Origin of the sequence: Planosporangium spinosum, from assembly GCF_049999945.1 — a bacterium.
GTDB classification, from domain to species: Bacteria; Actinomycetota; Actinomycetes; order Mycobacteriales; family Micromonosporaceae; genus Planosporangium; species Planosporangium spinosum.
In genome coordinates, this window is sequence record NZ_JBLYUB010000002.1 from 262,269 (window position 1) to 286,515 (window position 24,247).

Here is a 24,247-nt window from a genome sequence, read left to right on the forward strand (position 1 = left end):
GGCACTCACGCACCGACCGGGTCACCGCGCGCGGTGGTCCGACCAGCGCGCTCAGACCGCCGCGACGAGCGCGGGCAGCACCTCGCCGATCGGGTCCCGGATGACCGCGGCGGCCAGGTCGTCGTAGGGCGTCGGGCTGCCGTTGACGACCACGACCCGGGTACCGACCCCGTGCGCGATGTCGACCAGTCCGGCTGCCGGATGCACGGTGAGTGAGGTACCGACCGCCAGCAGCAGGTCACAGTCGACGGCCGCGGCGTACGCCGCCCGCAGGTCACGGTCGTCGAGCTGCTGGCCGAACGAGATCGTGGCGGACTTGAGGATCCCGCCGCAGACCTGGCACGCCGGGTCGGCCTCACCGGCCGCCACCCGCCGCAGGGTCTGTTCCATCGGCCCGCGCACGCCGCAGCCGAGGCACTCCACCTCGAAGATCGTCCCATGGATCTCGATCACCCGGTCGGGACCGGACCCGGCGCGCTGGTGCAGCCCGTCGACGTTCTGGGTGACGATCGTGCGCAGCCGGCCGGAGCGCTCCAGGTCCACCAGCGCCCGGTGGGCCGCGTTCGGCTCGGCCGTCCACGCCGGGTGGCCGGCCCGTTCCTGCCAGGCCCGCGCCCGGACGGCCGGGTCGGCCACGTACGTCTGCAACGTGACCATGGCCTCGGCGCTCGGGTCCCTGGTCCACACCCCGTCGGGTCCGCGGAAGTCGGGGATGCCGGAGTCGGTGGAGATGCCCGCTCCGGTGAGGACGGTGACCGAGCGGGCGGCGCGCAGCCAGTCACGTACCACGTCGACCGTGGGGTCGGAGGCGCTCATGGGATCCACCGTAGCGCCTCCCACCCTTCCATGATCATGAAGGCTCCGCGGCGTCCCGGTCCGCGAAGTCCGGCGGGATCATCGGATTCGTCATCCGCGTATCCGCGCCTTAAGCTCCCGGTATGCGGTCGGATCACGAAGCACCAGACGCCCCTTCGCCAGCCGGGGACCGCACCGACACCGACGGGCGCGCGCACACCGTCGGTCGGGCACACGTCGGCGTCCGGGGCGCGGGCGGCCTGGACGCCACGGCGAGCTGGGTCGGCGCCCTGACCCGGGTACAGCTCACCGTGACCGACGCCGACACCGCCCAGGCGGTCGGCTCCGGCGACGTACCCGTCCTCGGCACGCCCCGGCTCCTCGCCCTGGCCGAGGCGGCGACCGTCGGGGCGACGGCCAACCGGCTGCCGCCCGGCGCCACGACCGTCGGCACCCGCGTGGAGCTGGAGCACCGGGCGCCGACCGCCGTCGGCCGTACCGTCGTCGCCGAGGCACGACTGGTCAAGGCGGACGGGCGGCGGCTCGCGTTCGAGGTCGTCGTCCGCGAGGGTGACGCCGTCGTCGCCGAGGGGCGGGTCGAGCGGATCGTCGTCGACCGGCAGCGCTTCGTGCGGAAGGCCTTCGGCGACTGATGCCCCGGTACCCGGAGGGCCGCTGATGCCCCAGCTCCCGGAGGACCGCTGATGCCCGGGTTCACCGAGGTCGCCCGGGACGTGTACGTCCTGCGCTACCCCGTCCTCGACGTCAACGTCAGCCTGGTCGTCGGCGACGGCGCGGCGCTCCTGGTGGACACGCTGTCCACCGACGCGCAGGCACTCCAGCTACGCGACGCGGTCCGGGCGGTCACCACGGCCCCGCTCACCGTGGTCAACACCCACCACCACTTCGACCACTGCTTCGGAAACGGCGTGGTGGTCGGCCCGGACCGCCCGATCTGGGCGCACGAGGAGGTGGCCCGCCTGCTGCGGGGGGAGGCGGAGAAGCTGCGCCGCACGGCGTACGCCGAGTGGGCGCCGCTGCTGCCGGAGCTGGCCGAGGGCGTGGCGACGGCCACGATCCGCCCACCCGACCACACCGTGCACCTCGCGGCGACCCTCGACGTGGGTGGCCGGCCGGTGGTCCTGCGCCATCTCGGGCGCGGGCACAGCATCGGTGACCTCGTGGCGCACGTACCGGACGTGGACGTGCTGATCGCGGGCGATCTGGTGGAGGAGGGCGCGCCGCCGAGCTTCGGCGACGGGTTCCCCCTCGAATGGCCGTCGACCCTGTTCGCGATGCTGGAGCTGACGTCGTCGGCGACCGTGGTGGTCCCCGGGCACGGTGCCGTCGTCGGCCCGGCCTTCGTCCGGGCCCAGCACGCCGACCTGACCACGCTCGAGTGGCTGATCCGGGACGGCCACACCGACGGCGCCACGGTGGACGAGGTCGCGGCGCGCGCGCCGTTCGGTCCGGACGCCGCCCGGGTCGCGGTGGCGCGCGGGTACGCCGAGCTGCGCGGCACCGCGCCCTGACCACCCTCGGCGACGACTCCCGGACGCGCCGCCCCGGGCAAAACTCCGGACACGCCTGTACCGCCCGTTGCCGCGGCATGCCATGGTCATAAGGTGCACGACATTTCTACGGGCGGTGCGGTGTCGGTGACCCTGCGCGCGCCGCGCCACCGGGTCAGCCGCAAGGCCATCGGGTACTGGACCGTCCGCGCGCTGATCGGCTGGCTGGTGGTGGCCGCGGTCGAGGTCGTCTGGCTGGTCAACAACCGGGTCACCGCGCTCCACGTGGTCGGCGTCGTGGTGACGGCGCTGGTCGCCGCGGCCCACCTGGTCGTCATGCCGCGCTGGCGGTACCGGGTCCACCTGTGGGAGGCGACGCCGGAGGCGGTGTACACCCAGTCGGGCTGGTTCAACCAGGAGCGCCGGATCGCGCCGGTGTCCCGGATCCAGACCGTCGACAGCGAGCGCGGCCCGCTGGAACAGCTCTTCGGCCTGGCCAACGTCACGGTGACGACGGCGTCCGCGGCCGGACCGCTCAAGATCGACGGGCTGGACCGCGCCACCGCGCAGCGGCTCGTCGACGACCTGACCACCAACACCCAGGCGACCCCGGGTGACGCCACGTGACCGCCTCGGACCCGGCGGCGGACGCCCTGCACCCCACGGTGACGGGCGGGACGCCCACGGCCGGCGGGGTCGACCCGTCGTGGCGCCGCCTGAGCCCGCGGATGCTGCTGGTCCACCCGTTCCAGGAGATCCCCCGCGCACTGCCGGCGATCTTCGGGATCTTCCTGGCCGGCAGCACCAGCGGCCACGACTGGTGGGGCATCGCCAGCCTCGGCGCGGTCGTCGTCGGCGCCATGCTGCGCTGGTTCACCACCACGTACCGCATCACGCCGGACTACGTCCAGGTGCGGCGCGGCCTGCTGCGGCGCCGGGAACTGTCGGTACCGCGGGATCGGGTACGGACCGTGGACGTCACCGCCCACGCCCTCCACCGGCTGGTCGGGCTGGCCCGGGTCGAGGTCGGCACCGGCCGCTCCGACCGCAAGGACGAAGGGGTACGCCTCGACGGGCTGAGCGCCGCCGAGGCGGCCCGGCTGCGCGAGGAGCTGCTGCACCAGCGCCCGCAGCCGGTGACCGGCCCCGCGGGGACCGGCGTCCCGGTGCCGTCCGCCGTGGCCGCCACGTCCGTGCCCGCCGGCGTGACCGCGCCGGTCCGCGAGACGGAGCTGGTCCGGCTGTCTCCGGACTGGGTGCGGTACGGGCCGTTCACGCTGTCCGGCCTGGTCACGGTCGGCGTCGTGGCGGCGTTCGTGTCCCGCACGATCAACGAGACGCACGTCGACCCCACCCGGTACGGGCCGATGCGGGCACTCGCCGGCCACCTGGCACACGCCCCGGTCGCCCTGGCCGGCGCCGAGGTCTTCGCCACCTGCGTCGCCGTGGTGGCCGTCGCGTCGACGTTCGGGTACGTGCTGGCGTTCTGGGGGTTCCGGCTGACCCGGCACCCGGCCGGCACCCTGCACGTCACGCGGGGGCTGCTGACCGCGCGGGCGACCACGATCGAGGAGCGCCGGCTGCGCGGGGTCGAGATCAGCGAACCGCTGCTGCTGCGGCTGGTCGGCGGTGCCCGGTGCATCGCCATCGCGACCGGGCTGCGGGTCGGCCGGGGCGCCGAGCGGGGCGGCAGCATGCTCCTGCCGCCGGCGCCGCGCGCCGAGGCCGAACGGGTCGCGGGTGCGGTGCTGAGCGACCCGCGGCCGGCGACCGTGCCGTTGACCCCGCACGGGCCGCGGGCGGCGCGGCGGCGCTACACCCGCGCACTCGCGGCGGCCGTGCTCGTCGTCGCGGTACCGGTCGCCGGGTCGTGGCTGGCCGGCTGGCCGGCGTGGACCTGGCAGGTCGCCCTGGTCGCGCTGCCGGTGGCCGGACTGTTGGCCTACGACCGGGCCCGCAGCCTCGGCCACGCGCTGATCGGCGGCCGGCTGGTGACCCGGCAGGGCTCGCTGGTACGGCGGCGCTGCGTCCTGGACACCGGCGGGGTCATCGGCTGGAACCTGAACCGGTCGTTCTTCCAGCGCCGGGCCGGACTGGCCACCCTGACCGCGACCACGGCCGCCGGGCACCAGCACTACGCGGTACCGGACGTGGACCTGCCCGAGGCGCTGCGCCTGGCCGACGAGTCCACACCCGGTCTGCTGGCGCCCTTCCTGGAGCGCCACCCCTCCCCGACTTCACCATGATCGCGGAGACTTTTCCGGGCGGGGACCCGGAAGAGTCTCCGCGATCATGACGAGGGGTCAGCTGACGACCGACCCCACCGCCGGCTTGGTGAGCAGCGCCGAGTCGTTGCGCGTGATGCCCGGGTCGAGCGAACGCTCGACGAAGATCGCGTGCCAGATGCAGAAGATCAGCACGGTCCAGACCTTGCGCGAGTTGTCGGCCTTGCCCTCCTTGTGCTCGTCGAGCAGCCGGACGGCGTACGGCAGGTCGAGCAGGTGCCCGGCGCCCGAGCGGGTGAGGATGTCCCGCGCCCACTCGTACATCTCGCCGCGCAGCCACACCCGGGTCGGCGTCGGGAAACCGAGCTTCTTGCGGTTGACGATCGCCGGGGGCACCACGCCCTCCAGGGCCCGGCGCATCGCGTACTTGGTCTCGGTGGTCTTCGGCGGCAGCTTCAGGTCGACCGGCACGGTCGCCGCGACGTCGAAGACCTCCTTGTCCAGGAACGGCACCCGCAGTTCCAGCGAGTGGGCCATCGACATCCGGTCGGCCTTGACCAGGATGTCGCCGCGCAGCCAGGTGTACAGGTCGACGTACTGCATCGTGGTGACCTCGTCGAGCCCGGCGGCCGCGGCCTCGGCGTAGATCGGCGCGGTGACGTCGGTGTAGCGCACCGAGGGGTCGTAGCGGCGCATCAGCTCCGCCTTCTCCTCCTCGGTGAACATCCGGGCGTTGCCGTAGTAGCGCTCCTCGATCGGCGTGGTGCCGCGCTCCAGGAAGCTCTTGCCCTTCACGCCCTGCGGGATGACCTTCGACACCGCCCGCAGGCCCTTCTGCAGCGGGTCGGGCAGCCCGTTGACCGCGGCGAGCGACAGCGGCTCGCGGTAGATCGTGTACCCGCCGAAGAACTCGTCGGCGCCCTCGCCGGAGAGCACGACGGTGACGTGCTCGGCGGCCTTCTTCGCGACGAAGTACAGCGGGACCAGGGCCGGGTCGGCCACCGGGTCGTCGAGGTGCCACACGATCTTCGGCAGGGCGTCCATCATGTCCTGTGGCCCGATCCAGGTCGGGATCGTGGTCACGCCGAGGTGGCGGGCGGACTCCTGGGCCACGTCGACCTCGGAGTACCCCTCCACGTTCGATCCGACCGTGAAGGTCAGGATGTTCGGGTTGAACTCGCGGGCCAGGGCCACGACCGCCGTGGAGTCGATGCCGCTGGACAGGAACGCGCCGACCGGCACGTCGGAGCGCATGTGCACCCGTACGCTCTCGCGCAGCGCCTCCCGGATGCGCTTGTAGAGCGCCTCGGGGTTGTCGGTCGGCGTCGGGCGGAACTCCGGCTGGTAGTACCGCCGGGTGGTGAGCGGGCCACCCGGGGAGTACACGAACGACTCGCCGGAGCCGATCCGGCCGATCCCCTGGTGCAGCGAGCCCGGCTCGGGCACGTACTGCAACGTCAGGTAGTGCGAGAGGTTGGCCCCGTCCACCCCGGCGTCACCGGCGGACGCCGACGCGGCGAACGGCAGCAGAGACTTCTTCTCGCTGGCGAAGAAGACGCCCTCGGACGTGACCAGGTGGAAGAACGGCTTGATGCCGAACGGGTCGCGGGCGCCGAACGCCTTGCGGGTCGCCCGGTCCCAGATCACGAACGCGAACATGCCGCGCAGCCGGCTGACCGCCGCCGGCCCCCAGTAGTGGTAGGCCGCGACGATCACCTCCGTGTCGCCGGTCGTGGCGAACTCGGCACCGTGCTCGCGGATCAACTCCTCGCGCAGTTCGAGGTAGTTGTAGATCTCGCCGTTGAACGTGATGACGTATCGGTTGGCCTCCGCGCCGGTCGGCGGGTACGCCAGCGGCTGGTGGCTGTGTTCCACGTCGATGATCGAGAGCCGCTTGAAGCCGAACACCATGTCGTCGTCGACGACGTTCACCCCGGTCTCGTCCGGACCCCGGTGGTGGATGCTCTCGAGCGCCTCGGCGACGCCGTCTCGACAGGCCGACGCGCGGCCGTGAGCGCTGACAAAGGTGAGCAGTCCGCACATGGCCGTTATCTTGTCACGCTGACCGTGGACCGCCACGCGAGGCAGCCGGATCATCCGCGATCACCCGCCACGCGAAGCGGGCGGATCGCGGGAGGTACCGTCGGGATATGAGCGATCAGGGCGAGCAGCGGGCCGAGGGCACCCAGTCACATGATCCGGACTTTCCGGAGCGCTTGTTGGAGTTCATGCGGACCGGCTGGCGCGACACCACCCTCGACACGAAGGCGCGGGCGGAGGCGCCGCAGCACGCCAAGCGCCGGGCCGCGCTGGCCGGCGCGTTCCCCGGTGAGACGCTGGTCATCCCGTCCGGCCGGGCGAAGGTACGCGCCAACGACACCGAGTACCCGTTCCGCCCCGGCAGCGACCACGTCTGGCTGACCGGCGAGCACGACCCGGACGCGGTCCTGGTCATGCGGCCCGGCGGCGAGGACACGCTCTACGTCCGGCCCCGCTCCCCGCGCGACACCGACGAGTTCTTCCGTGACCGGATGTACGGGGAGCTGTGGATCGGCCGCCGCCACACCCTCGCCGAGAAGTCGGCCGAGCTGGGCATCAACACCGCCGACCTGGCCACCCTGCCGGCCGTCCTGGACGACCTCGCGCCGGGGCGCACCCGGGTGCTGCGCGGGTACGACCCGCTGGTGGACGCGGCCGTCCGTGCCACCGACGACGGCGACCGCGACGCCGACCTGGCCCGCACCATCTCGGAGCTGCGCCTGGTCAAGGACGACTGGGAGATCGCACAGCTCCAGGACGCCATCGACGCCACCGTGCGGGGCTTCGAGGACGTCGCCCGGATCCTGCCGGCCGACCGCCCGGTCAGTGAGCGGCTCCTGGAGGGCGTGTTCGGGCTGCGCGCCCGCCACGACGGCAACGACCTCGGGTACTCCTCGATCGTCGGCGCCGGTGCGCACGGCGCGATCCTGCACTGGGTCCGCAACGACGGCCGCACGACCCCCGGTGAGCTGCTGCTGATGGACATGGGGGTGGAGAACCGGCGCCTGTACACCGCCGACGTCACCCGCACCATCCCGGTCTCCGGGTCGTTCACCCCGCTGCAGCGGCAGGTCTACGACATCGTGTACCGCGCGCAGCAGGCCGGCATCGACGCGATCCGCCCCGGGGTGAAGTTCGACGACATCCACCAGACGTGCATGCGGGAGCTCGCCGAGGGCCTGTCCGACCTGGGTGTGCTGCCGGTCAGCGTGGACGAGGCGATGAACCCGGACTCGACGCTGTACCGGCGCTGGACGCTGCACGGCTTCGGCCACATGCTCGGCCTGGACGTGCACGACTGCGCCAATGCCCGCAGCGAGCGCTACCGCAAGGGCGTACTCGAAGAGGGGTACGTGCTGACCGTCGAGCCGGGCCTGTACTTCCAGCCCGAGGACGACCTCGTACCGGCGGAGCTGCACGGCATCGGCATCCGCATCGAGGACGACGTCCTGGTCACCTCGACCGGCGCCCGCAACCTGTCGGCCGGCCTGCCGCGTACGGCCGACGAGGTGGAGGCGTGGCTCGCGGCCCAGCGCGAGGCCGGCCCGCGCCTGCCCGGCTGATCTGGTAAAAGGAAGGACACCGTGCGGCACGAGATCGTGCCGCACGGTGTTTTTTCTGTCGAAAGTGGGCACAGTCAGGTTCGCGACACACCTGTACAGGTCGGGGTCGACACCGGCATCATCAGCGCGAAGATCGCTGACCTGCTGTGGAAGGTCCCGCCATGAGCTTGAATCTCCTGCTGCTCGCCGTGCTGGGCGTGCTCGTACTTCTGATCATCGTGGTGCTCGGGTGGGCGGTCGCCACCTACAACCGGCTCGTCCGACTGCGCACCCAGGTGCAGGCGGCCTGGGCACAGATCGACGTCCAACTCAAACGCCGCCACTCGCTGATCCTCAACCTCGTCGAGACGGTCAAGGGCTACGCGGCGCACGAGAAGGGCACTCTGGAGGCCGTCGTCGAAGCCCGCAACAGCGCGCTGGCCGCGCAGGGCCAGGGGCCCGACCGGCAGGCACCGGCCGAGGGCGCCCTGACGAGCGCGCTCGGCCGGCTGTTCGCCCTGGCCGAGGCGTACCCGGAGCTCAAGGCCAACCAGAACTTCCTCGCGCTGCAGAGCGAACTGGGCAACACCGAGGACAAGATCTCGTACGCCCGGCAGTTCTACAACAACGCGGTGCAGACGCTCAACGGGACCGTCCAGTCGATCCCCACCACCATCATCGCCGGCCTTGGTGGCTTCCGTACCGAGCCGTTCTTCGAGGCGGTCGGCGAGGAACGCCAGGACGTCAACGTACGGTTCTAGCGCCGTGATCATCGAGCTGATCATCGGCGGCGTGCCGATCGCCGCCTGGCTCGCGCTCTTCGGCGCGTGCCTGCTGCTGACCCGACCGCACGAGCCACACCCGGCCGCACCGACCCAGGAGTTCGGCGGCTCCGAGCCGCCCGCGGTGGTGAGCCTGCTGGTCAACCGGTGGGAGGTGACCGAGGACGCCGCCGAGTCGACCCTGCTCGACCTCGCCGCGCGCCGGGTGATCGAGTTCCGCCAGCCCGGCAACGACCCGACGCAGACCACCATCCATGTCCACGACGCCGAGCCGACCGGGCTGACCGCATACGAGCGGCGGGTGCTCGACCGGGTCAAGGGCCTCGCGTCCGGTGGCGTGGTGCCGCTGACGGCGCTGACCTTCCGCGACCCGGCCCAGGCCAAAGGCTGGGCCAAACGGCTGAACGCCGAGGTCGTCGCCGACGCGCGGGCACGCGGGCTGTCCCGGCGCCGGATCTCGCCGCGGGTCCTGTCGATGCTCGCGCTGTGCGCGGCCGGAGCCGCGGCGGGCGTGTTCGTCGCGATGCTGCACTACTCCCACCGCACCCACCCGCACGACGATCCGACGTTCGCCGCCGCGGGCGCCACGTTCATCGCGCTGACCCTGCTCGCCGGTACCGCCCGCGGGGAGCGCGACACCCCGGCCGGCCGGGAGGCCGCGAGCCGGTGGCTGGGCCTTCGGGCGTACCTGCGCGGCGACGAGGCCTTCGCCCATCTGCCGCCGGCCGCTGTGACGGTGTGGGACCGGTATCTGTCCTACGGCGACGCGCTCGGCGCGACCCGGGTGTGCAGCGCGGTCATCGACCTCGGCATGGGTGACCGGAAGCGGGTGTGGTCGTCGTTCGGCGGTACCTGGCACCGGGTGCGCGTACGGTACCCCCGGATCGGGTCGCGCTACGGCAGCAAGGCCGGGCCCCTGATCCTGTGGGCGGTGGTGGCCATCGCCGCCGGCTACGGCGTGATGCGCCTCCGCCCGGACGTCGTCGACGCGTTGTCCGGGTCCACGCGGTTCTGGACGGCCCTCGGCACCGCACTGCTCGGCGTCGGGCTGCTGGTCCGCGGCGGGTACCGGCTCGTCCGCACCATCGTCGACCTGGCCAGCCCGCTGACGGTGACCGGTGAGGCGCTGTGGATCGAGGTCTGGAAGGCCACCGGCGGCGGCAAGGACCGGCCACCCACGCCGTGGCTGTACTACCTCGCGGTCGACGACGGCAGCACCGAACGCACCACCGCGTGGGGCCTGCCCGCCGACCTGTACGGGCGCTGCGGGGTCGGTGACGTGGTACGGCTGACCGCGCGCCGGTGGAGTCGCCGGATCGTGGACCTCAGCGTAGTGGAGAAGGGCCGCGCCGGCCGGCTTGCGGAGGTCGCCCCGGCCGGCGACGACGAGACATTGATCGCCGCCGCGATGGGGCTGCCGGTCGCCGCCGCCCCGGTCGACAGGGCCGCCGCCCTCGCGGCTGCGCTGCGCGCGCCCGCCGTGGCGGCGGGCCAGTTGCTCACCGCGGAGGAGGTGGGCCGCGCCATCGGAGCGGCGGTCAGCGTCCGGGATGCCGCCGGGATGAACGCCGGCCCGCTGTCCGTGCAGAGCTTCAATACCGGTGAAGGCCCGGCGGTCCAGCTGACGCTGGCCCGCGGGCTGCCCGGCAAGCTGGCGATGCGCAGGAGCACGGGCGGTACGCCGCTGTCCGGCCTCGGCGACGAGGCTTACGCCGGCGACGGCTGGGCGATGGGTCGGCGCGGCGACACCGTGGTGATGGTGGGCGTGCACGGCGCGGCGGCCGCGTGCGATCCCCGCCCGTTGCTCGCGATGGCCCTGCAGCGCCTGCCCTAGCCCTCTTCTCCGGGATCGTGGACGCTTCTCGACGCCGGCCCGCTGGGCGACCTGCTGGAGAAACTCCTCGAACCCGAACGGTTCGGCGGGTCCCCGCGTGGCCTCCAGCGGAACCTGCAGGGCTTTGGGCAGTTCGGAGGCGAGGTCATGGGCCTCGTCCTCGGCGACTCGCTCCGCGAGGGTCTGCAGGGTCGCCGTTGTCAGTGACTCCGCCTGTTCTCGAGGCACCCCCGCGAGACCGGCGACGGCGTTGAGAAAAATGCCGTGCTTCATGACGGCGGTCGCTACCCGGAAACGACCGGCGGTCACCCCGGGTGATCCTGAAGGATCGTCCGGGTTCCACCCCGGAAGATCCTTCAGGATCATGAAACGGGTTACGACTGCACGAAGACCGCCACGGTCCGGCCGGGCACGGTCAGTCTGCCGGTGGCCGGATCGAAACCCGACCCGCGAACGACCGGGTCCGCACCCGCCGCCTGCACCGGGTGCAGTGCCACCGCGGCGCCCTGCAGCGACGGCAGGGTCTGCGCGACCGACGACGGCGTCGCGTTGAAGACCACCGTGATGGACTTCCAGCGCGGGTCCCCGGTCAGCGTCATCGTGATCACGCCGGGGGTCTCGCCCACGCCGGACAGCGGAAACGACACGTGCCGCTGCACCTCCGCGGCCGACGCCAACCGGAACGCCGGCGAACTGTCGCGGATGCGCAGCAGGTCGGCGTACCCGCGCGTGGTCGCGTCGACCGCCGCGCAGTCCGGCACCAGTTTCGGGTCGGCCAGCAGGGGCTTCGCGTACGGCCACTTGTCGCGGTTGTCCGCGGCCGGGGGCAGGCCACGGCCGAAGCCGTTGCCGGCCCGGCAGTCCCAGGAGATCGCGTTGAACCAGTCGCCGGAGTTGAACGAGTTGCGGTCCAGTGACTTCGAACGCAGCCGGTCGGAGCCGGCCGTGCTGAAGCCGACCCCCTGGCCGAGAATCGTGGTGGACAGCGCGAGCACCTGCATCCTCGCCCGGTCGCCCGCCGACGTCGAAGCGGGGAGTTTGTAGGCGAGGGCGTCGTAGAGGATCTCGTTGTCGTGAGCGTCCACGTACGTGACCGCCTCACGCGGCGAGGCCGTGTACCCGGCGGGCACGCCGTTGTAGTCGACCTGCGCGCCGGTGACCGACCGGCCCGACGAGTCGACGAACCGGTAGTCGGCCAGGTTCCCGGTCAGCCCGACCTTGATCAGGTCCTGGTAGTGCAGCAGGCGGGCGCGCTGCGCGTCGGCCGCGCCGTTGACCGGGTCGCCGTTGGGGTCGGCGTACAGACCCGAGGCGAAGCCCTGGAGGCGCGGGTTGGCGTCGAACGGGCCGCCGCCGCGGACCGCGTCGCGCAGCCGGTCGTTGAAGGTGCCGATCCCGGTACCGGCCATGTTCGCCTGGGTGGCCTGGGTGAACCGGGCGTTGCCGGCGACCTCGCCGAAGTCCCAGCCCTCGCCGTACAGGTAGATCTTCTTCCCGTCGACGCCGTCCCGCTCCAGGGTGAGCTTGTCCAGGGCGGCCCGCACGGCGAGGATGTTCTCCTTCGGGTGGTGGCCCATCAGGTCGAACCGGAATCCGTCGACCTTGTACCGCCTGGCCCAGGTGACCACCGAGTCGACCACCAGCTTGCCCATCATGGCGTGCTCGGGCGCGGTGTTGGCGCAGCAGGTCGAGGTGGCCACCGTGCCGTCGTCGAGCAGCCGCTGGTAGTACCCGGGCACGATCTGGTCGAGCACCGACGTCGGATCGGTACCGGCGGCGTGGGTGTGGTTGTACACGACGTCCAGGACCACCCGCAGCCCGGCGCCGTTGAGGCCGGCGACCATCTGCCGGAACTCGATCACCCGCCGGTCCGGGTCGACCGCGTACGAGCCTTCCGGCGCGGTGTAGTGCAACGGGTCGTAGCCCCAGTTGTAGGCGTCGGAGTCGGCCACCGCGGCGATGCACGCCTGTTGCTGCTCGCTGTCGGGCGCCCACCTCGCCAGGTCGCAGGCCGGCGTCCGCTGGTCGGCCTTGCGCTCGGGCACCGAGGCGAAGTCGAAGACCGGCAGCAGGTGTACGTGGGTGAGCCCGGCCCGCGCCTGCGCCCGCAGGTGGCTCATGCCGGCCGAGTTCGCGTCGGTGAACGCCAGGTAGGTGCCCCGGTGCGCGGCCGGCACGCTGTCGTCGGCGACCGAGAAGTCGCGTACCGACAGCTCCTGGATCTGGATCTTCGACGGGTCGTGGTCCGGCTTGCGCAGCCGGTCCCAGCCGGCGGGCGCCAGCGACCAGTCGGCCAGGTCGGTGACCCGGCTGAACTGCGACCCGACCGACAGGTCGACCGCGTACGGGTCGGTGACGCTGGCCGTCACCACCTTCTGCGCCGCCGGCTGCCAGGCGGTCACCCGGTACCGGTAGTACTTCCCCTTCCAGTCGCCGCTGGCGCTCCACACACCGGTGGCGTCGTCGCGACGCATCGGCAGCACCCTCGGGGCGGCGGTCGGGGTGTCGGCCAGTTCGAGGGCCACGGTCTGCGCGGTCGGCGCCCAGACGCTCAGCGTCGCGCGCCTGCCGTCGACGGTGGGGCCGAGCGTGGCGCGCTGCGCGGCGGCGTACAGGTCGTCGAGCACGCCCGGGATCTGCACCGACGTCACGGACAGCGGCGCGCCGTCGGCGTCGCGTTCGGTGGCGACGACCCGGCCGCGCAGGATGTCCCGGACCTTGCCGCGGTCGGCCGGGTCGACCGTCAGCGCGGTGTAGTTCCACAGGTGCGGGTACTTCCGCCGCTGCGCCTCGGTGAGCACGCCCGGGCGCAGCCGGATGGTCAGGCCGGAGCCGGTCAGGTCGTAGGCGCGCCCGTCGGTCGGCCCGGTCCGCCACAGCACGGTGTCCCGGTCGATCCACTGGGCCCTCGCCGTGGTCGGGTCGAGGTCGGGTCCGGCGGTGGCGGCCATGGGCAACAGATAGCGCGGCTGCCCGGCCAGCAGCCACACCTCGTGGCCGTTCTTCATCAGATCGAGGGTCTGGTCGGCGGGCAGGTCCTTGGTGTCGCCGTTGTGGACGATGTAGTTGAGGCCGGTCGCGCCGTCGGCGAGCGGCACCCGGAAGACCGCGCCGTAGGCGTCGAAGCCGGCCGGTGGCAGCGGCCTGGCCCAGTCGGTGGGCGTCGCCGCGCCGGTCCACACGTGCAGGCCCCAGCCGGCGTGGTCGCCGTCGGCGCGCCGGTAGTGCAGCACGGCGGTGTGTTCGGCGGCCGCCCGGGTGGGGTGAACCGCCGCCTCCCCCGAGCGCACCCACGCGTCGCCGGCGGCGGCCGGCAGCACCGACTGGTCGGCGCCGGGGTCCTTGGTGTCGCCGTGGTGCACGACGAAGTTCACCGGCCTGGTCGGGTCATCGACGGGCACGTTCCAGTACGCGCCGAAAGCGTCGGTGTCGTCCGGCTGACGGGGTGCGTCCCAGGTGGTACCGGCGCCGGCGGCCAGCCCGTCGCCCCACAGGTGCAGGCCCCAGCCGGCGTACCGCCCGTCGGGCCGCCCGTAGTGGACGGTCACGGTCTTCGTGGCCGCGGCGTCGCTCGGGTAGACCGCACTGTCGCCCTGCCTGAGCCAGATCTCGCCGGTCGTGGTCGGGTCCACGGTACGGTCGGCCGCCACGTCCTTCACTCCGTTCGCGTCGACGACGAGGAAGCCGACGTTGCGGGCGCCCGGTTTGAGCTTCACCCAGGCGAACCGGCCGTAGGCGTCCTCACCGGCGAACGGCTGCCCGGCCGGCCAGGTGGTCTGCGCCGCCGGATCGACGTCGCCCCAGGCGTACAGGCCCCAGTCGCCGTAGTCGCCGGCCGGCCGCTGGTAGTGCACGACGAGGTGGTCGCGGTCGGCGGCGACCGGCGGGGTGCCGACGGTCGCGGTCGTGGTGGCCGAGGACAGGCGGCCGGATCCGTCGCGCACCACCGCCTTGTAGCGCAGCGTCGTACCGGCCGGCAGCCCGGCCAGGTCGTGGTAGACCCGGTACGGGGCGGTCGTCGCGGTACCGAGCAGCTTCCACTCCCCTGCGCCGACCTGGGCGGCCACCGTGACGCTCGCGAGGGGGTCGCCGGTGACGTCGGCGACGACCTCGGTCCGGGTGGGTACCTTCGCGCCGGCGGCCGGCGCGGTGATCCGGATGGCGGGTGCGGCGGCCGCCTTGGCGAGCGGCTTCGTCGCCTTGTACACCACGGCGGAGAGGGCCGGGACGGTCACCGTGAGGTTCTTGTCAGGGGCGCTGGCGACCTGCTGGCCAGCGGCCGGATAGATCCGGTCGAAGGTCGTGCCGCCCGCGTACGTGGCGAACGTCGCGGTCTGCGCGGTGGGCGCGTTGTTGACCGCGACGACGTACTCGACGCGCTGCGCCGGGTCGAGGCGGGAGAAGGCGAAGATACCGGGCCCGTTCGCGGCGTACCGGGTGACCTGGACGCCGTCGCGCAGCGCCGGGTGGGCCTGCCGCAGCGCGCCGAGCGCGGCGATGGTCCGGTAGACGGGGTGGGTCGGGTCGTAGGAGTCGACGGCGTGGGTACGGTCGGTGCCGATCAGCGGGTCGGCCAGGTAGTCCGGCGTGGCCGAGGCGAACATGTCCTGGCGGGCGTCTTTGTCCCCGCCGGGGCCGGTGAAGCCCTGCTCGTCGCCGGAGTAGACGACCGGCTGGCCGCGGGTGAGGAACATCAGCTCGTGGGCGAGGAGGTCCTCGCGCACCTGGGTGGCCGGGTCGCCGCCGGCGGAGCGGATGAACGAACCGATCCGGCCCATGTCGTGGTTGCCGAGGAAGGTGGGCAGCCGGCGGGCGTCGGTACCGGCGGTGGTGTAGAGCGCGTCGTCGGCGTACAGGCCGGCCAGCCCGGCCGCCGAGCCGCCCCGCGCGGCGTAGTCGGCCGCCGCCGCCTGGAACGGGAAGTCGAGCGTGGCCGGCAGCCGGCCGCGGCGCACGTACGTGGAGGTCGTCTCCGGGTCGGCGCTATACACCTCGCCGAACATGAAGAAGTCCGGCCTGCCGGCCTTCTTCGCGGCTGCCGTCACGCCGGCGGTGAACTGCGGCCAGAACGGCAGGTCGACGTGCTTGACGGTGTCGATGCGGTACCCGTCGACACCGGCCCGGCCGATCCAGCCGGAGTAGATGTCGGTCATGCCGCGGACCACCTCGGGCCGCTCGGTCCACAGGTCGTCGAGGCCGAAGAAGTCGCCGTACTCGGCGCTCTCACCAGCGAAGGTGGAGTCGCCCCGGTTGTGGTACATGGTCGGGTCGTTGAGCCAGTCGGGCTGCTTGAGGTGCGCCTTGTCCGCGGGTACCCGCGGCTGGCGCGGGAACGTGTGCACGTCGACCGTCGGGAACCCGTGCGCGCCGTCGGCGTACGCGCTGTCGTCGAACGGGTGGCCGGCGGCGTCGGTGTACGGCGCGTCGGCCTTGCTGACGTAGCCGTGCTGGTCGGCGGTGATGACGTCGGCGGTGTGGTTGGTGATGATGTCGAGGTAGACCTTCATCCCGCGCCGGTGCGCGCCGGCGACCAGCGCCTTCAGGTCCGCCTCGGTGCCGAAGTGCGGGTCGACGCGGGTGAAGTCGGTGATCCAGTACCCGTGGTAGCCGGCCGAGTCGCCCTCCACCGGGTCGTTGGTGAAGATCGGCGCGAGCCAGATCGCGGTGGTACCCAGGCCCTTGATGTAGTCGAGCTTTCCGGTGACACCCTTGAGGTCGCCGCCGTGGTAGAAGCCCTTGTCCGTCGGGTCGTACCCGGTGGTGGTGCGGTCGCCGGTCAGGCCGCCGCGGTCGTTGCCGGGGTCGCCGTTGGCGAAGCGGTCGGGCAGCGCGAAGTAGAACTGCTCGGCGCGGCCGCGGGTGCTCGCGGCGTCCGCGAGGGAGGCCATCGCGGGCTCGCGGTCCCAGCTCGGTACCCCGGCGCCGTCGAGGGTCGGCGCGGTCCGGCGCTCGGGTACCGGAACGGCCGCCGCCGTCGCGGTGGTGACCAGGTTCATGCCCAGCACGCAGCAGAGGGCGAGGAGGGCGGATCGGGAGAGCTTCATCGGCGCGTGTGCCTTCCTCGATGGGATGGGCTGGCCGCAACGTATCGGCTTCCGCAAATTTCAGCAAGAGACTGCAAGAAGGTCGTCCCCGGCGGGATCGCACGCCGTCGAGAACCGAACCGCTCCGCGCGAACGTCTGTCCGGGCATGAGACGCGGATCCCCACCACCGGGCGAGGCGGACGAGGCGGCGCTGCTGCGCCGGGTCGCCCGCGGCGACCGGGCGGCCTTCGACGAGCTGTACCGGCGCACGTCCCCGTGGCTGGCGGTCCGGCTGCGCCGGCGCTGCGGCGACGACGACCTCGTCGCCGAGGTCATGCAGGACACGTACCTGGCGGTGTGGCGGTCCGCGGCCGGCTTCGCCGGCGCCCGTACCGGCGGCAGCGCGGTGGGCTGGCTCTGGACCATTGCCGCGCACCGCCTCGTCGACGCGTTCCGGCGGCGGGCCCGCGACGGTCGGGTACCGCCCCCGGCCCTCGCGCCCGCGACCGTACCCGCCGCCGAGGACGAGGTGCTGGCCGCCGGCGTCGGCGACGAGGTGGGCGAGGCGCTGCGCCGGCTGGCGCCCGAGCTGCGCCAGGTGCTGCAGGCGATGGTGCTCGACGGGCTGACCACCCGGGAGACCGCGCTGCTGCTCGGAGTGCCGGAGGGAACGGTGAAGACCCGCGCCCGCCGGGCGCGGCTCGCACTGCGGGAGGCGCTGTCATGAGGATCCATCCGGACCCGGCGGACGGCGGCGCGCACGCCTCGCCGGAGCTGCTGGAGCGGTACGTCACCGGCGACGCGCGCGTCGACCCGGACGTGGTATGGGCGCTCGAGGTCCACTTGGAGTCCTGCCCGGAGTGCCGGCAGCGGCTCGCAACCACGCTGCACCGGCGGGATTCCGCGGCGACCGCGCTGCTGGAACGGGTCCGGGCGGGCGTGGACGCGCGCGTCGCCGGCGACGCCGCGCACGCCGGCACCACCGGCCGGGACCGCCGGCACCGACCGGTACGCACCCGGGCGCTGCGGTGGGCGACCCCGGCCGTGGCGCCGTGGCTGGCCACCACGGTGCTGGTGGTACTGACGGCGGTCGGCTTCGACCTGGTGACGGCGGACGAGGGCGGCCGGACCCCCTCGCTGGTCCTGCTGCTCGCCCCCGTACTGCCGCTGCTGGGGGTGGCGGCCGCCTGGCGGCCCGGGCTCGACCCCGCTCACGAGCTGGTCGCCGCCACCCCACGGGCCGGGCTGTACCTGGTGTTCCGGCGCACCCTCGCCGTGCTGGCCGTCGTCATGCCGGTCCTGGTCGTGGCGGGCCTGGCGGTCGGCACCTCACCGGCGCGGTGGCTACTGCCCTGCCTGGCGTTCACCACCGGCGCCCTGGCCCTCGGCGAGATCGTCGGCCTGGCCCGGGCCGCGGCGGGGCTCGCGATCGGCTGGGCGGCGGTGGTGGTGCTGCCCAGCCTGGCGACAGCGCGGCCACCGGCCGTCCTGGACACGACCAGCCTGCCCGCGTGGGCCGCGCTCACCGCCGTCACCTCGGTCCTGCTGATCATCCGCCGGGACGCCTACACCCGGCTGCCCGGTGGGCGCTGAACCGCACCCGCCGACAGGCACACATCGACGACAAGGAGAACTGGATGGTACGCGCGGTGAGCACCGCGGAGACCGCCCCGACGGCGTACGCCTGGCAGGTCCGCGCCGCGGGCCTGCGGGTACGGGCCGGCCGACGGATGGCCGTCGACGGGCTGGACCTGTCGCTGGGCACGGGCGTACACGGCCTGCTCGGGCCGAACGGCGCCGGCAAGACCACGCTGATGCGGGCCCTCGCCACGGTGCTGCGCCCGGCCGGCGGTGAGCTGGAACTGCTGGGCCAGCCGGCGGGTGGACGCCTCGACCTGCGCGCGGTCCGCCGCGCGATCGGGTACCTGCCACAGGAGTTCGGCTTCTACCGGCGGTTCACCGTACGGGAGTTCGTCGAGTACATGGCGTGGCTCAAGGAGATGCCGGGGCGTGACATCCCCGGGGCGGTGCAGCGCGCCGTCGACCGGGTCGGCCTGACCGACCGCGCCGACGACCGGCTCAAGACCCTCTCCGGCGGGATGCTGCGCCGCGCCGGGATCGCCCAGGCGATCGTCAACGACCCGCGGATCCTGCTGCTCGACGAGCCCACCGTGGGCCTCGACCCGGAGCAGCGGCTGGACTTCCGGGCGCTGCTGCGCGAGCTCGGCACCGACAGCTGCGTGGTGGTCTCCACCCACCTCGTCGAGGACGTCGCCGCCGCCTGCACCGACGTGGTACTCATCGAGTCCGGCCGGCTGGTGTTCCAGGGCACGCCGGCCGACCTGGACGCCGCCGGGGCCACCGGCGACGGCACCGGCGACAGCCGGGCCGAGCGCGGGTACACCGTCCTGCTGCGCCGGTACCGGGCGGCCGGTGATGCCCGGTGAACGCCCGGATCCTGCGGATCGAGCTGCGCCGGTCGGCCGCCCGGTGGGCGGCGCTCGCCGTCGCGGCAGTCGGCACCGCACTGCTGTACCTCGTCGTCAACTCCTGGGGCGGTGCCTGGCTGCCGCTCGCGGCGGACCAGCGCGAACAGCTGTACGTGGTCTGGCCGGTGGCGCTCGGGGCGGGCGCCTGGCAGGCCCGCCGCGAGTCCCGGGCCCGCATCGGCGAACTGCTGGCCACCACCCCCCGGCCCCGCTGGCAGCGGGTGGCGCCGACCGCGGTCGCCCTGGCGCTCGGTGCCGTCGCCGGGTACCTGGCCATGTTCGCCGCCGGGGCGGCTCAGGTCGCGCCCGCCGCCAGCTACTTCCCGGCCGGCTCGCTGCTGGTCGTGGCGGTCGGCGCCCTCACCATGGTCGGCGCGGTCTGGCTGGGGATGGCGATCGGCAGCCTGCTGTCGACGCCGCTGACGCCACCTGCGCTGACGGTCGGCGGCTTCGCGGTGCTGATGGGGGTACCGACCGTCCTGCGCAGTCTCCACCCCCGCGACCCGGGCGACCTGCCGGGCGCGACGCTGCTGTCACCGGTGCTGACCCCGCCCCTCACCGACTTCTACGCCGTCACCACCAGGGTCGGCCTGGTCCAACTGGTGTGGTTCACCGCGCTGGCGGCGACCGCGTTCGGCCTGTACGCGGCGGCCACCCGCCGTACCCGGCTGGCGGCGCTCGCGCCGTCGGTGCTCGGCGCCGTGCTGGCGCTGGCCGTCTTGCCAACGACTGCCGACGCCGCCTACGTGCCCGACCCCGGTGCGTACGCGCCGGTCTGCGACCCGGGGCCGCCCCGGGTCTGCGTCGCCAGGGTGCACGCCACCGCCCTGGCCGACCTGCGCGCACCGGCCCGCCAGGCGCTGGCGGCCCTGGCCGCGAAGCTACCCGGCGCACCCACCACCGTGGCCGAGGCCCGGAACTGGTGGATCGAGAAGCACCTCGATCCCCAGCGCCCCGACACGGTGCTGGTGGACCTGAACCCCGACGCCGACGGCCGGCTCGGCTCGCCCCGCGAGCTGCTGTGGGAGCTGGTCGACGGGGCCGGCACCCGAGCCTGCAGCACCATTTTCGACAGCGCCGAGCCGGACGCGGTCGCCCGGCACCACGCCGCCCGGCTGGCCGCCGCGGCGTGGCTGCTCGACCAGGCGCCCCCGGCGGACGCGTACCACGCGGCGCAGGCCCGGCAGGCCTGGGAGACCCTGCGTACGCTGCCCGCCGACGAGCAGCTGTCCCGCGTGGCGGCGCTCCGCGCGTCCGCGCTGGCCTGCGACGGCCGGGACCTGCTCGACGTGCTGGTCGGCACGGGGTCACGATGAGGTGGCTGGTGCTGTACGTGCGGTCCCGGCGGATCCCCGCGGCGACCGGGGCCGTGCTGGTCACCGCCGCCGCCCTGGCCTCGCTCGCCCGGGCGGTCCATGATCCTGACGCCCGGCTGGCGATGACGGCGCTGGCGGTCGCGGCCTGCGCCACCGTCGTCGGCCCGGGGCTGGCCGGCGCCGACCCGGACCTCGACCGCACCGCGGGCGTCGCCTGGCCATCCCGCCGCGCCGGGCACCTGGTCGCCGCCGCGGCGGCCGTGGCCGCCGCCGTCCTGGCCGCCGTCGCGCTGGCCGGCGCCGGGACGGTCGGTGGCTGGGTGGTCACCCGCGATGTCGCCGGCCTGACCGGACTCACCGGCCTCGTCGCCGCCGCCGTCGGTGCCGGCCGGGCCTGGATGGCCCCGGTCGCCGCGGCGGTGCCCGGCGTGCTGTTCGGCGCGACGGGCGGTGGCTGGCACCGGGAGGTGCTCACCTGGGTGGCCCAGCCGTCGGGTACCACCTCGGCCACGGTCACCGCGGCCGTCCTCGGCGTGGCCGGCCTCCTCGCGTACGGGGTTCGCGGCGCCCGCCGCTGACCGCGCCCCGGCCCGCCACCGTCCACCGTGGTCCGCGCCGTGACGACTCGTGGTCCGCGCCGTTATGACGTCGGCCGATCGCGACACGTTCACGATGTGACGATCATCAGCTTGCGGCACATAACAAGACGGACGTACGGTTTTCTTGATAGGACACGCCGGGGTGACCCGGCTCAGCCGGCCGACCCCACCTGCGGGACACTGCTAGCCGACCAACCTTGACGCGAGGAGTACACGTGGCCAGCCTCGACTCGTTTGGCGCCCGGAGCCAGCTAGGCGTCGGTGACGCCAGCTACGAGATCTACAAGATCAGTCAGGTGGAGGGATCGGCGCGACTGCCGTACAGCCTCAAAATCCTGCTGGAGAACCTGCTGCGCACCGAGGACGGCGCGAACATCACCGCCGACCACATCCGGGCCCTCGGCGGGTGGGACCCCGACGCCGACCCGAGCGTGGAGATCCAGTTCACCCCGGCGCGGGTACTGATGCAGGACTTCACCGGCGTGCCCTGCGTGGTCGACCTCGCCACGATGCGCGAGGCGGTGCGCGACCTCGGCGGCGACGCCACGAAGGTCAACCCGCTCGCCCCGGCCGAGCTGGTCATCGACCACTCCGTCATCGCCGACCTGTTCGGTCGCGAGGACGCCTTCGTGCGCAACGTCGAACTGGAGTACCAGCGCAACCAGGAGCGCTACCAGTTCCTGCGCTGGGGCCAGACCGCGTTCAACGAGTTCAAGGTCGTCCCGCCGGGCACCGGCATCGTGCACCAGGTCAACATCGAGTACCTGGCCCGCACGATCATGACCCGCAACGGCGTGGCGTACCCGGACACCGTGGTCGGCACCGACTCGCACACCACCATGGTCAACGGCCTGGGCGTGCTCGGCTGGGGCGTCGGCGGCATCGAGGCCGAGGCCGCGATGCTCGGCCAGCCGGTCAGCATGCTCATCCCCCGGGTCGTCGGCTTCAAGCTGCACGGCGAGATGCCCGAGGGCACGACCGCCACCGACCTCGTGCTCACGATCACCGAGATGCTCCGCCAGCACGGCGTGGTCGGCAAGTTCGTCGAGTTCTACGGTCCCGGCGTGGCCGCCGTCCCGCTGGCCAACCGGGCGACCATCGGCAACATGAGCCCCGAGTACGGCTCCACCGTCGCGATCTTCCCGATCGACGAGGAGACCGTGCGGTACCTGCGCCTGACCGGCCGGTCGGCCGAGCAGGTCGCGCTGGTCGAGGCGTACGCCAAGGAGCAGGGCCTCTGGCACGACCCGGCGGCCGAGCCGGTCTACTCCGAGCGGCTCGAACTCGACCTGTCGACCGTCGAGCCGTCCCTGGCCGGCCCGAAGCGCCCGCAGGACCGGGTGCCGCTACTGTCGGCCAAGACCCTCTTCCGCGCCGCGCTCAAGGACTACGTGAAGGCGCCGGTGCCCGGCCCGGTCGAGGCGGCGCAGAACGGCGTCGCCGGCAAGGCCGACGAGGCCAGCGCCGAGTCGTTCCCGGCCAGCGACTCCCCCGCCGTGGGCACGGTGTCGGACCCGGCCGACAAGCCGCATGACCTCATCTCGGCCGCGGTCGGCGCCGCCGGCCGGCCGTCCAAGCCGGTGGAGGTCACCCTCGCCGACGGCAGCCGGTTCGAACTCGACCACGGCGCCGTGGTGATCGCCGCGATCACCTCCTGCACCAACACGTCCAACCCGCACGTCATGCTCGGCGCCGCGCTGCTGGCCAAGAAGGCCGTCGACCGGGGGCTGACCCGCAAGCCGTGGGTCAAGACCACCCTCGCGCCCGGCTCGAAGGTCGTCATGGACTACTACGAGCGCGCCGGCCTGACGCCCTACCTGGAGAAGCTCGGCTTCAACCTGGTCGGGTACGGCTGCACCACCTGCATCGGCAACTCCGGCCCGCTGCAGGACGAGATCAGCGCCGCGATCAACGACAACGACCTGACCGCGGTCAGCGTGCTGTCGGGCAACCGCAACTTCGAGGGCCGGATCAACCCGGACGTGAAGATGAACTACCTGGCCTCGCCGCCGCTGGTGGTTGCGTACGCCCTCGCCGGCACGATGGACATCGACCTGGCCAACGAGCCGCTGGGTACCGGCAGCGACGGCCAGCCGGTGTACCTGCGCGACATCTGGCCGAGCGCCCACGAGATCGAGGACGTGGTCGCGTCCGCCATCGCCAGCGAGATGTTCTCGCGCGACTACGCCGACGTGTTCGCCGGCGACGAGCGCTGGCGGTCGCTGCCCACCCCGACCGGGAACACCTTCGAGTGGGCGGACGAGTCCACGTACGTGCGCAAGCCCCCGTACTTCGAGGGCATGCCCGCGCAGCCGGCGGCGGTGTCGGACATCGCGGGCGCCCGGGTGCTCGCCAAGCTCGGCGACTCGGTGACCACCGACCACATCTCGCCGGCCGGCTCGATCAAGGCCGACTCCCCCGCCGGGAAGTACCTGAGCGAGCACGGCGTGGACCGGCGCGACTTCAACTCGTACGGGTCGCGGCGCGGCAACCACGAGGTGATGGTCCGGGGCACGTTCGCCAACATCCGGCTGCGCAACCAGCTCGTCCCGGGTGTCGAGGGCGGCTTCACGGTCAACCACCTCACCGGCGAGCAGACCACCATCTACGACGCCTCGGTGGCCTACGCCGAGGCCGGCGTACCGCTGGTGATCCTGGCCGGCAAGGAGTACGGCTCCGGCTCGTCGCGCGACTGGGCGGCCAAGGGCACCATGCTGCTCGGGGTGAAGGCGGTCATCGCCGAGAGCTACGAGCGCATCCACCGGTCGAATCTGATCGGCATGGGCGTGCTGCCGCTGCAGTTCCCGGCCGGCGAGAACGCCGAGTCGCTCGGCCTGACCGGTACCGAGACGTTCACGATCTCCGGGATCGAGGCGCTCAACGCCGGCACCACCCCGCGGGCGGTGACCGTCAGCACCGACACCGGCCTCCAGTTCGACGCCGTGGTGCGCATCGACACCCCCGGTGAGGCCGACTACTACCGGCACGGCGGCATCCTGCAGTACGTGCTGCGCCGTATGCGCGGCGCCCGTGGCGGGCAACCAGCCCGCGACGGGGACCCTGCCCGCGCGCGGAGCGCCTAGCATCGATC

17 protein-coding genes and 1 pseudogene are annotated in these 24,247 nt (G+C 73.1%); 14 read left to right on the forward strand and 4 right to left on the reverse strand.

Annotated elements, in window-relative coordinates; genetic code table 11:
• Window positions 1-51: 51 nt before the first annotated feature.
• Window positions 52-816 carry an SIR2 family NAD-dependent protein deacylase gene (locus tag ACNTMW_RS03990; RefSeq protein WP_426631961.1) on the reverse strand — a complete coding sequence of 255 codons (765 nt, stop codon included), beginning with the start codon at window positions 814-816 and terminating at the stop codon, window positions 52-54.
• Between the two features lie 239 nt (window positions 817-1,055).
• On the opposite strand from ACNTMW_RS03990, the gene ACNTMW_RS03995 reads away from it, so the two are divergent.
• The 4 genes from ACNTMW_RS03995 (at window position 1,056) to ACNTMW_RS04010 (ending at window position 4,552) form a co-directional block, all read left to right on the forward strand.
• Window positions 1,056-1,448, forward strand: coding sequence for a thioesterase family protein (locus ACNTMW_RS03995; RefSeq protein ID WP_426632139.1), 393 nt, complete (start codon window positions 1,056-1,058; stop codon window positions 1,446-1,448).
• Window positions 1,449-1,499: 51 nt separating this feature from the next.
• Entirely contained in the window at window positions 1,500-2,327 is an 828-nt protein-coding gene (locus ACNTMW_RS04000; protein ID WP_426631962.1) for an MBL fold metallo-hydrolase, read from the forward strand.
• Window positions 2,328-2,420: 93 nt separating this feature from the next.
• Window positions 2,421-2,933: a PH domain-containing protein gene (locus ACNTMW_RS04005; protein ID WP_426631963.1), complete on the forward strand. Its 513-nt coding sequence runs from the start codon at window positions 2,421-2,423 to the stop codon at window positions 2,931-2,933.
• Window positions 2,930-4,552, forward strand: coding sequence for a PH domain-containing protein (locus ACNTMW_RS04010; RefSeq protein WP_426631964.1), 1,623 nt, complete (start codon window positions 2,930-2,932; stop codon window positions 4,550-4,552). Before ACNTMW_RS04005 ends, ACNTMW_RS04010 begins: the two co-directional genes overlap by 4 nt.
• Before the next feature lie 57 nt (window positions 4,553-4,609).
• Here the strand turns inward: ACNTMW_RS04010 and asnB are convergent, their stop codons facing one another.
• The gene (gene asnB / locus ACNTMW_RS04015; protein WP_426631965.1) at window positions 4,610-6,574 is read right to left on the reverse strand and encodes an asparagine synthase (glutamine-hydrolyzing); all 1,965 of its coding nucleotides are present in this window, start codon (window positions 6,572-6,574) and stop codon (window positions 4,610-4,612) included.
• A 107-nt stretch (window positions 6,575-6,681) separates the two neighbouring features.
• Between asnB and ACNTMW_RS04020 the strand changes: the two genes are divergently transcribed.
• The 4 genes from ACNTMW_RS04020 to ACNTMW_RS04035 are packed head-to-tail and all read left to right on the forward strand — an operon-like array spanning window position 6,682 to window position 10,728.
• Window positions 6,682-8,133, forward strand: a complete 1,452-nt coding sequence (locus tag ACNTMW_RS04020; protein ID WP_426631966.1) for an aminopeptidase P family protein — start codon at window positions 6,682-6,684, stop codon at window positions 8,131-8,133.
• A gap of 21 nt (window positions 8,134-8,154) precedes the next feature.
• Window positions 8,155-8,298 carry a hypothetical protein gene (locus ACNTMW_RS04025; RefSeq protein ID WP_426631967.1) on the forward strand — a complete coding sequence of 48 codons (144 nt, stop codon included), beginning with the start codon at window positions 8,155-8,157 and terminating at the stop codon, window positions 8,296-8,298.
• Window positions 8,295-8,873: a LemA family protein gene (locus ACNTMW_RS04030; RefSeq protein ID WP_426631968.1), complete on the forward strand. Its 579-nt coding sequence runs from the start codon at window positions 8,295-8,297 to the stop codon at window positions 8,871-8,873. Before ACNTMW_RS04025 ends, ACNTMW_RS04030 begins: the two co-directional genes overlap by 4 nt.
• 4 nt (window positions 8,874-8,877) lie before the next feature.
• Complete coding sequence (locus ACNTMW_RS04035; protein WP_426631969.1) at window positions 8,878-10,728, forward strand: DUF2207 family protein; 1,851 nt, start codon at window positions 8,878-8,880, stop codon at window positions 10,726-10,728.
• A gap of 30 nt (window positions 10,729-10,758) precedes the next feature.
• Here ACNTMW_RS04035 and ACNTMW_RS04040 read toward each other — a convergent pair.
• A pseudogene (locus tag ACNTMW_RS04040) lies at window positions 10,759-11,094 on the reverse strand (DUF2267 domain-containing protein); the annotation flags it as partial.
• A gap of 8 nt (window positions 11,095-11,102) precedes the next feature.
• Window positions 11,103-16,772: a pullulanase-type alpha-1,6-glucosidase gene (gene pulA, locus ACNTMW_RS04045; RefSeq protein WP_426631970.1), complete on the reverse strand. Its 5,670-nt coding sequence runs from the start codon at window positions 16,770-16,772 to the stop codon at window positions 11,103-11,105.
• A gap of 146 nt (window positions 16,773-16,918) precedes the next feature.
• Here pulA and ACNTMW_RS04050 point away from each other — a divergent pair, with 146 nt between their 5' ends.
• From ACNTMW_RS04050 to ACNTMW_RS04075, 6 genes are all read left to right on the forward strand, one after another.
• A complete protein-coding gene (locus ACNTMW_RS04050) occupies window positions 16,919-17,479 on the forward strand; it encodes an RNA polymerase sigma factor (protein WP_426631971.1) in 561 nt (186 codons plus the stop codon).
• Window positions 17,476-18,345 (forward strand): cupin domain-containing protein, encoded by an 870-nt coding sequence (locus ACNTMW_RS04055; protein WP_426631972.1) that lies wholly within the window; start codon window positions 17,476-17,478, stop codon window positions 18,343-18,345. Before ACNTMW_RS04050 ends, ACNTMW_RS04055 begins: the two co-directional genes overlap by 4 nt.
• Window positions 18,346-18,389: 44 nt before the next feature.
• Window positions 18,390-19,199 carry an ABC transporter ATP-binding protein gene (locus ACNTMW_RS04060; protein ID WP_426631973.1) on the forward strand — a complete coding sequence of 270 codons (810 nt, stop codon included), beginning with the start codon at window positions 18,390-18,392 and terminating at the stop codon, window positions 19,197-19,199.
• Entirely contained in the window at window positions 19,196-20,557 is a 1,362-nt protein-coding gene (locus tag ACNTMW_RS04065; RefSeq protein ID WP_426631974.1) for a hypothetical protein, read from the forward strand. The genes ACNTMW_RS04060 and ACNTMW_RS04065 overlap by 4 nt, the downstream gene beginning before the upstream one ends.
• The gene (locus ACNTMW_RS04070; protein WP_426631975.1) at window positions 20,554-21,135 is read left to right on the forward strand and encodes a hypothetical protein; all 582 of its coding nucleotides are present in this window, start codon (window positions 20,554-20,556) and stop codon (window positions 21,133-21,135) included. Before ACNTMW_RS04065 ends, ACNTMW_RS04070 begins: the two co-directional genes overlap by 4 nt.
• 236 nt (window positions 21,136-21,371) lie before the next feature.
• Entirely contained in the window at window positions 21,372-24,239 is a 2,868-nt protein-coding gene (locus tag ACNTMW_RS04075) for an aconitate hydratase (RefSeq protein ID WP_426631976.1), read from the forward strand.
• Window positions 24,240-24,247 lie beyond the last annotated feature (8 nt).